Origin of the sequence: Helicobacter bilis (assembly GCF_900198365.1) — a bacterium.
Lineage (GTDB): Bacteria > Campylobacterota > Campylobacteria > Campylobacterales > Helicobacteraceae > Helicobacter_A > Helicobacter_A bilis_B.
Window position 1 is genome coordinate 20,620 of record NZ_FZMS01000050.1, and the last position, 6,753, is coordinate 27,372.

Sequence of the window (6,753 nt, forward strand, 5' to 3'; positions counted from 1 at the left end):
AGTTGCTCTGTGGCTTTGACTAAATTAGATAGCAGGAATCATCTAAACGATAATGACTATCCCTCTAATTCGCTCAATCGTTCAAATTGCATAGACAAGGGCACAAATTTAGAGAATCTAGATTCTAAAATAACGCACCCTAAACCCTGCACCCACCCAGATTTGGTAGAGAATCTAGATTCTAAAAACCCCACAGCCCACTTAGGCATAGGTGAAAATCTAGAATCATGGCAAAAAGAACTCTCAAATAAAATGAAAGAAAAGACAAAACAAGCAATCATTGAAGCAAGTAAAAACGCAGAACTGATTCTGTTGCAAGAGCTACACACAACGCAGTATTTCTGTCAAAGCGAAGAGACGAAATATCTCGCATTCGCACAGGATTTTGATGAAAATGTTGTATTTTTTAGCACTATCGCTAAGGAATGCGGCGTTGTGCTTGTTACTTCACTTTTTGAGCAAAGGGCAAGGGGGCTTTATCACAACACAGCGGTTGTGTTTGAAAAAGATGGTAGCATAGCAGGAAAGTATAGGAAAATGCACATTCCAGATGACCCGCAGTTTTATGAGAAATTCTACTTTACCCCCGGAGATTTAGGCTTTAATCCCATTAAAACTAGTGTTGGGAATCTTGGTGTGCTTGTGTGCTGGGATCAGTGGTTTCCAGAGGCAGCAAGGATTATGGCGTTAAATGGTGCGGATATGCTGATTTATCCCACAGCGATTGGCTGGTTTGATGCAGATTGTGAAGCGGAGAAAAAGAGGCAGCTTGAGGCATGGCAGACAATACAAAGGGGACATGCTATTGCTAATGGACTCCCACTTGCAAGCATTAATCGCGTAGGCTTTGAGCCTAATCTTCGCACAGAAGGTGAGGGTATCCGCTTTTTTGGCAATAGCTTTGTATGCGGTCCGCAAGGCGAGATTCTAGCACAGGCAAGTAATGATAAAGATGAGATTCTATATGCTTTTATCGATTATGAGCGGACAAAATCCGTGCGAGACATCTGGCCCTTTTTCCGCGATAGACGCATAGAGCATTATCAGCCACTTTTAAAGCTATATGGCAAGTGAAATATTTTTGAAATATAGGGTTATTTATTAGATTCTATAACATTCTAGATTCTATAATTTAAAGAATATTTTATGCTTTTATTTCGCAATCTTTAGTTTTATTGCTATTTTTTTAAGGCATAAAGACTAAAGATATATTTCTACATAAAGGATAAAGATATGAAAAAGTTGGTATTGGCTGGTTTGTTAAGCGTTGGTGTAGCTTCTATGGCGTTTGCTGATGAAAACGATATTAGAATTTATAAGAATATGGCAAAACAAGCAGATGCACTGATTAAGGTATGTAATACACAAAGTTGTAAAAACTTCATTGCAGAGATAAAAGAAGCAAACACATGGCTTGAAAAGGCAGAACCATACAGAGATAAAGACGATGAGAAGTCTAAAACAAAAGATAAGTATTATACCAGTAATGCGATACAAGTAATGAAAAAAGCATGTGTTAGTTTTAAAAAGCTAGATACTAAAGATACAAATGCTTTAGCTAAAAAAATAGATTATGAAGAAGTGGAAGACAGCATAATGAAAACTTGCCCCATGATTGAAAGTGGCTTTGCTGATTTACTAATGGGGATTGGTTCAGCAACAACAGGAAAATAACCCCTCCCACAAACTTCACTTAAAATAAGGCTTAATTTATATCTATACGATTAAGCTTTATTCACCCTTTTTATTTTATTATTTTCTTTATTTTTAGTTTTATCCAATAAAGCTAAACTTCTAGATTCTTAATTCTTGTCATTTTTGCAAGTATAATCATTGGCTTCATTCAATGAGAACTTTGAAAAAAGCAAAAAACCTAGCCCAGATTCTGTATTTTAGAATTTAAGCTTTGATGAGTTTAGATTTTATATTTTTAGATACTTCACTCAAAGATTTAAACATGACAAATATTTGCAGTTAGATAAATATTTTCAGCATGACATTGCTAAATTTTAGAATCTTTTATTATCCACACTCGAATCTATCTATTAAGATTCCATAAAAATAACATTACTCTAAAATAATGCTATAATCTATAAAAAAACGCAAGGAAAGGATAAAGCATGTTGATAAAGTTTAATGGGATTACGCCTAGTGTTGGTAAAGATGTGTTGATATGTGAGGGGGCAAAGGTTATTGGCGAGGTAAGCATTGGCGATAACGCGTCAATTTGGTATAATTGCGTGTTGCGTGGAGATGTAAATTACATTAAAATCGGTAAAAATACGAATATACAAGATTTGACTATGATCCATGTATGGCACAGAGAAGAGGGCGAGGCTGAAAGTGGCTATCCTGCAATTATTGGTGATAATGTTACCATAGGACACAGCTGCGTTATCCATGCGTGTCATATTGAGGATAATTGCCTTATTGGCATGGGTAGCATTGTGATGGATGGTGCTAGGATTGGTAGAGATTCTATCGTTGGGGCGGGAGCAGTCGTTACAAAAGGTAAAAAGTTTCCGCCAAAATCACTCATTCTTGGGAATCCAGCGAAATTTGTGCGAGAACTTAGTGAAGAAGAGATAGAAGAAATAGCAAATTCAGCCATTCGCTATGTGGAGTTTAAGAATCAATATATGTGAGTTATGAAGTAAATTGTGCGTAGATTCTAAAGTTGGCATACCTTTTGCTTTTACTATCTCAAATTTAAACTAAGGATAGTTAGCATGATGAGATCACTCTATACTGCGACAACAGGAATGTTAGGGCAGCAGTTACAAATCGACACGACTTCAAACAACATTGCGAATGTGAATACGGTGGGCTTTAAGCGACAAAGAGCGGAGTTTAACGACTTGTTTTACCAAACATTGCAGTTTGCAGGCACACAGACAAGCGAAACTACACTAACGCCAACAGGTATTGAAGTGGGTGTGGGTGTGAGAACGGGAGCGATTAATAGAATCTACTCTCAAGGCAGTCCAAAAGAGACAGAAAATCCGCTTGATGTAGCGATTATGGGTAAAGGATTTTTTCCCATACAGCTTCCAGATGGCAATATCGCTTATACGCGAAGTGGGAATTTTAAGCTTGATGATCAGGGCAATATCGTTACTTCAGAGGGCTATCTAGTCCAGCCACAAATCACAGTGCCACCAGAAGCACAAAGCATAAGTATCGGTGCAGATGGCACTGTGAGTGTTACACTTGGTAACAATGGACAGGCGGAAGTTTTAGGGCAGATTCAGCTTGTGAATTTTGTGAATCCAGCCGGTTTGCATGGCTTAGGCGATAATCTCTATATAAATACAAACGCGAGCGGTGAGCCAATAGAGGGCATAGCTGGACAAGATGGCTTGGGACAAATTCGTGCAGGATTTTTAGAGTTAAGCAATGTGCGTTTAGTGTCTGAAATGACTGATCTAATCACAGGGCAAAGAGCGTATGAAGCAAACTCAAAAAGCATTCAAACAGCAGATTCCATGCTACAAACCGTTAATGGCTTAAAACGATAGGTTAGATAAAGTTTAATTTATTTTTAAAGCCTGTGTTATGATGGCAGGGCTAGATTCTATAGAATCTATGGGGATTTGGGGCGTGATGTATTATAGGGTTAGCCATTTTTACCTTAAATATTTCACATTGAATCTACCGGTTTTATGAAATTTACAACACTAGATTTGTTGTTGTAACCATTTTTTGCTATTGATTTCTAAATCCAATAAAACATAGCTTGAGAATATTGAAACCAATATAGTTAAAAACTAGATTTTTTCATTTTTTAAGAAATTTTGTTTTGGATTATATAGAAAAATCCTTTCTAGATTCCATAATGCTAGATTTTATCTGTTGTTAAACATTAATAGAATCTAAAATTTAACAATGAAACGCCAAATCATTTTGGAATGCTTGTTGATATTGCATTGCTATGTAAAAATAAGATTCTTGGTTTTCAAATATTATATTTTGCTTATTTTATAAATCGTTTGGTATTCTTGTTTTTCTTTTGTGGTTTTATGTTTAAGTGTTTTTTGGATTCTTTAGATAAGGATTTGTGTTTGTTTTAAGCATAGATTCTATATGTTTATATAGTTTATTGCTCTTTGAGAGAATGTCGTATGCACCTTTGTTTTCCGCATTATCTTTAAGCTCAATATTAAATGGGTCTTCTAGCTGTCTGCCTATCTCTTTTAGCTCTATATGCCAAATAAGATTCATAATATTGGCTTTATGCTTTTTCATTTTTGTGAAAAGATAGATATGTTGCGTGTTGTCTATAAGAAGTTGGTCAATGAGATTTTGTGCCTTATAGAGATGTTTTTTAAATTTTTTCAAATTCTTTTCTTGTGCGGCTAACTCAAATTTTCTTTGTATATATAAAAAGTGATAATATTCTATATAAGCTTTTATGTGTGAATGCTCTAGATGTGGTTGTAGTTTTTCTGTAATTTCCTTGTTCTTGTTTTTATCTCGGCTGTTATTGCTCTTGCATATAGATTCTAAAACTTCAAAGGCTTGTTGATATTGTTTTTGCAAGTCCTTTGGACTATCTAAAAAATGTAATCTTGCCTCGATAAATTTATATCCTTGCAATGTGAGATAAAGCATTGCTATATCGTAATCCCAAGATTCTAATTTTTTAAGTTCATCTATACCGCTATTCACTTGTCGGCAAATGCTTTTATTGGCTTTGCTTATGTTGTTAACTTTATTCGCCGAATTAAATCTTATAAAATCTAAATCATTTTCATACCAAAGCGCTAATTTTAACAATATATCTTTTTTATTGTGAGAGGCATAACTCTTAATACTTTCATTGTATTTATACTTCCTATAACCAATGCTTTCTTTCCTTATTAAGTGAGAAAATATATCAAATATAAGACTTATTTTATTAATATTTGGATTAGATAGATAAATATCTGCTTCATCTACACTTCTAGCAATATATCCTACATAAGTATTAATATTTGTTTTATATCTTAAAATAAACCACGATAGGAATCTTGAATTTTTGATAATAGAATTTCGAACACTATTTTTGATGTTGTTAAATCTGCCATGATAATGTAAAGAAACCAAAGAGGCTTTTTCTTGGCTATATCTTAACAAGCTATTGCTAATGTATTGTGATACATACTTTTTATACGAATCAAAAGTTCTTTCTAACACCTTTTGAGCCTGTTCCTGTGTAAGTGAAAAATTAAACACTCTATTTTGTAAATAACCTTTTACTATCTTTGGGTCTGTAAAACCTGTCTTATTAGCTCTATATTTTTCTATAATTTCATAAAAAGTTAATTCTTCATCTCCTATTTTAAGTTTTTTAGAATCATCCGGTAAATATCCTTCTAAAAGTAACTTTGGATTACTTCCCGTCTTTAAATCAAGTCCATAACCAATGGTTACATTTTTCGCAATATGTATAGCATTTTCTTGTTTATAATTTAGATTTTCAAAGGCAATAAGAAGTCTTGTGCACTCTTTTTTATAATCATTTTCATTTAATTCTTTAATATCATAAAGCATTGATTATTCCTTATGATATAAGCTATTTATACTAATTTCTGTCCCAGCTCCACAGCCCATATAGCAATCTTTGGGTTTTTGCTCTGTGATTAAAATCCCGTTTTTATTAAGCTCCAAATTCAATCTGCATTTTTCTTCCCCATCATAATACGCAATGGCTTTATTATTATTTTTGATTTCAAGCTTCATTGCAACTTCTTCGCAGATATGCATATCATTAAACTCACTTTTATTTAGGATAGCCTCATATTTGATTTCGCAAATATTATTTGTATCGCATTTTTGTATTTTAAACCATCCAAAATAAAGATTTTGTTGCAATTCATAAGTCCCAAGCCACACATTGCCTGTGTGTGCTGTGTAATTTTGTAGTTCTTTGATTCTATGTTGCAAAAGCTCTTTTAGGCATTCTTTGGATTCGCATTGATTTAGGGCTTGAAGCCATAATCGTTGTGATGTTAAAAGCTCTTGTTTGTTGTCTTTGCTTAGATTTTTTTGCAGCTGCTTGTATTGCTTTGCCGTATCAGAATCTAATCGCTGCAACTCTCCACTTTTATCATTGCAAATAATCTTTTCTGCCTTTGTGGTAGCTTTAGCGCAATTAAAGCTTGGCTTTGCCTCACTGCTTGATTGTGTGTTAAGCATTTGAGGCACAAAGAGAGCCAATGCTATGTTTAGTATCAATATTTTACTCATTTTGAAAATCTCGCTTTGTGTAGTCTCTTTAGAATAAATGCGTATTGTAGCATTTTTATCAAACGCTCACAGATTCTATTCACTCTTAATCTCTCCACCTTTAACGATGAGTCCCTTAGAATCTATCACGACTTCTACACCACCAGCTTTTATTATTACAGAATCTGAAGTAGCAGTTATGGTAGTCTCACCTATGTTGAAGTTTAGGCTATTGCCTGTTTGTATAGAGCAATCACTTTGTAATTCTAGCGTAGCATTGCCTGCTTGTAAAGAATATTGTTCCTCTACATTGTTTTGCATAGATTTAGCATTGGTGGCAAGATTTTCTTTTACATTGGTAGAGAAATTTTGTTGAATATCAAGCAACATTTCTTGTTGTATGCTTTGTGTCAATGATTTCTCAACATACATTTGAGATTCTCCTTTGATAATCATCTGCGAATCTTTCTCAATAGTAGTGTTGTTATTCCCCCCAACCTCCACGCTCCTATCTCCCCCAACAACCTCACTACTATCCTTAGCTAC

The 6,753-nt window shown here is 34.3% G+C and carries 6 protein-coding genes and 1 pseudogene; 4 read left to right on the forward strand and 3 right to left on the reverse strand.

Translation table 11 applies throughout. The features are described from left to right. Nucleotides 1-252: 252 nt before the first annotated feature. The 4 genes from C6H08_RS07205 (at nucleotide 253) to flgG (ending at nucleotide 3,518) form a co-directional block, all read left to right on the forward strand. Nucleotides 253-1,074, forward strand: coding sequence for a carbon-nitrogen hydrolase (locus C6H08_RS07205; protein ID WP_052100067.1), 822 nt, complete (start codon nucleotides 253-255; stop codon nucleotides 1,072-1,074). Between the two features lie 159 nt (nucleotides 1,075-1,233). Continuing rightward, nucleotides 1,234-1,674 carry a hypothetical protein gene (locus tag C6H08_RS07210; protein ID WP_034562563.1) on the forward strand — a complete coding sequence of 147 codons (441 nt, stop codon included), beginning with the start codon at nucleotides 1,234-1,236 and terminating at the stop codon, nucleotides 1,672-1,674. Nucleotides 1,675-2,120: 446 nt separating this feature from the next. Continuing rightward, a complete protein-coding gene (locus tag C6H08_RS07215) occupies nucleotides 2,121-2,645 on the forward strand; it encodes a gamma carbonic anhydrase family protein (protein ID WP_034562561.1) in 525 nt (174 codons plus the stop codon). An 84-nt stretch (nucleotides 2,646-2,729) separates the two neighbouring features. Then, a complete protein-coding gene (gene flgG, locus C6H08_RS07220; RefSeq protein WP_034580379.1) occupies nucleotides 2,730-3,518 on the forward strand; it encodes a flagellar basal-body rod protein FlgG in 789 nt (262 codons plus the stop codon). Between the two features lie 505 nt (nucleotides 3,519-4,023). On the opposite strand, the gene C6H08_RS07225 is transcribed toward flgG, so the two are convergent. From C6H08_RS07225 to C6H08_RS07235, 3 genes and pseudogenes are all read right to left on the reverse strand, one after another. Further along, nucleotides 4,024-5,532 carry a hypothetical protein gene (locus tag C6H08_RS07225; protein ID WP_034562559.1) on the reverse strand — a complete coding sequence of 503 codons (1,509 nt, stop codon included), beginning with the start codon at nucleotides 5,530-5,532 and terminating at the stop codon, nucleotides 4,024-4,026. Between the two features lie 3 nt (nucleotides 5,533-5,535). Further along, nucleotides 5,536-6,228 (reverse strand): lysozyme inhibitor LprI family protein, encoded by a 693-nt coding sequence (locus tag C6H08_RS07230; RefSeq protein ID WP_080745708.1) that lies wholly within the window; start codon nucleotides 6,226-6,228, stop codon nucleotides 5,536-5,538. Nucleotides 6,229-6,303: 75 nt separating this feature from the next. After that, nucleotides 6,304-6,753: pseudogene (locus C6H08_RS07235) on the reverse strand (bacteriophage T4 gp5 trimerisation domain-containing protein); the annotation flags it as partial.